Annotated in this window: 1 protein-coding gene, 3 tRNA genes and 1 rRNA gene; all 5 read left to right on the top strand. The window is 56.9% G+C overall.

The genetic code is table 11. The features are described from left to right. The first annotated feature begins 55 nt into the window (after window positions 1-55). Window positions 56-168, top strand: a 5S ribosomal RNA gene (rrf, locus tag P3W85_RS30545). Window positions 169-490: 322 nt separating this feature from the next. Continuing rightward, window positions 491-576: transfer RNA gene (locus P3W85_RS30540), tRNA-Tyr, on the top strand. A gap of 56 nt (window positions 577-632) precedes the next feature. Further along, window positions 633-706 (top strand) — tRNA-Gly (locus P3W85_RS30535). Window positions 707-748: 42 nt separating this feature from the next. Further along, window positions 749-823: transfer RNA gene (locus P3W85_RS30530), tRNA-Thr, on the top strand. A gap of 42 nt (window positions 824-865) precedes the next feature. After that, window positions 866-1,098: GTP-binding protein (locus tag P3W85_RS30525; RefSeq protein ID WP_035881081.1), on the top strand; the 233-nt coding region annotated here is incomplete at its 3' end.

The following is a 1,098-nucleotide window of genomic DNA, read 5'->3' as shown; positions in this document are numbered from 1 at the left end:
ACTACTACATCCCTATTCGCTGCGTTGACCAAGTCAGCGCGGCACACCGTTTATGCCTGGTGACCATAGCGAGTTGGAACCACCCCTTCCCATCCCGAACAGGACCGTGAAACGACTCCACGCCGATGATAGTGCGGATACCCGTGTGAAAGTAGGTAATCGCCAGGCTCTCCCTTGAAACCCCCCAGTACGAAAGTACTGGGGGGTTTTGCTTTTGCGGCGCCGCTCTGTTGCGCTGCAAGCGCTGCCAGGGCCCGCCCGGCAACTGCGGCTCCCGCTTGAAAACGGCCGCCACAGCGGCCTTTTTCAGGCTAATCCGAGCCCCTATAGGGTGAAGGTGTTCTTTATTGAATGCCGGAGGTTGTGGTGCGATTGGACGGCTAGCCCAGCGTCGAGATCAGCTCCCGAAGGCCTGTCCTTCCTTACTTTGCATAGTACGGAAAGTGCTTGACAGACAAGGCGAGTTACACCATAATCTTAAGTTCTCTGCGGAGAGGTGCCCGAGTGGCTAAAGGGGGCAGACTGTAAATCTGTTGGCTTACGCCTACGTTGGTTCGAATCCAACCCTCTCCACCAAAATTGCAAGGCAGTACCCCGGCAGGCGTCGGTGAAGTAGAAAGCGTGGTAACCCGGCGGGTGTAGCTCAATGGTAGAGCAGAAGCCTTCCAAGCTTACGACGAGGGTTCGATTCCCTTCACCCGCTCCAGGTTGTGCCCGGGTTGCAGTCTAAAAGCAGTAGTCAAGTTTCGCCCATGTGGCTCAGTGGTAGAGCACTCCCTTGGTAAGGGAGAGGTCGGCAGTTCGATCCTGCCCATGGGCACCAATACAGCACTGGCAATATCGCTACCGAGACAGGAGTCGCGAAATGGCAAAGGAAAAGTTCGAGCGGACTAAGCCGCACGTGAACGTTGGCACGATTGGTCACGTTGACCATGGCAAGACCACGCTGACGGCCGCAATCGCCACGGTGCTGGCAGCGAAGTTTGGCGGTGCCGCCAAGAAGTACGACGAAATCGACGCAGCGCCGGAAGAAAAGGCACGCGGTATTACCATCAACACCGCCCACGTCGAGTACGAAACGGCTAACCGCCACTACGC

It is taken from the genome of Cupriavidus basilensis (assembly GCF_029335485.1).
GTDB classification, from domain to species: Bacteria; Pseudomonadota; Gammaproteobacteria; order Burkholderiales; family Burkholderiaceae; genus Cupriavidus; species Cupriavidus basilensis_E.
Note: the sequence above shows the minus strand (reverse complement) of the source record. Positions and strands in the feature narration are given on the sequence as shown.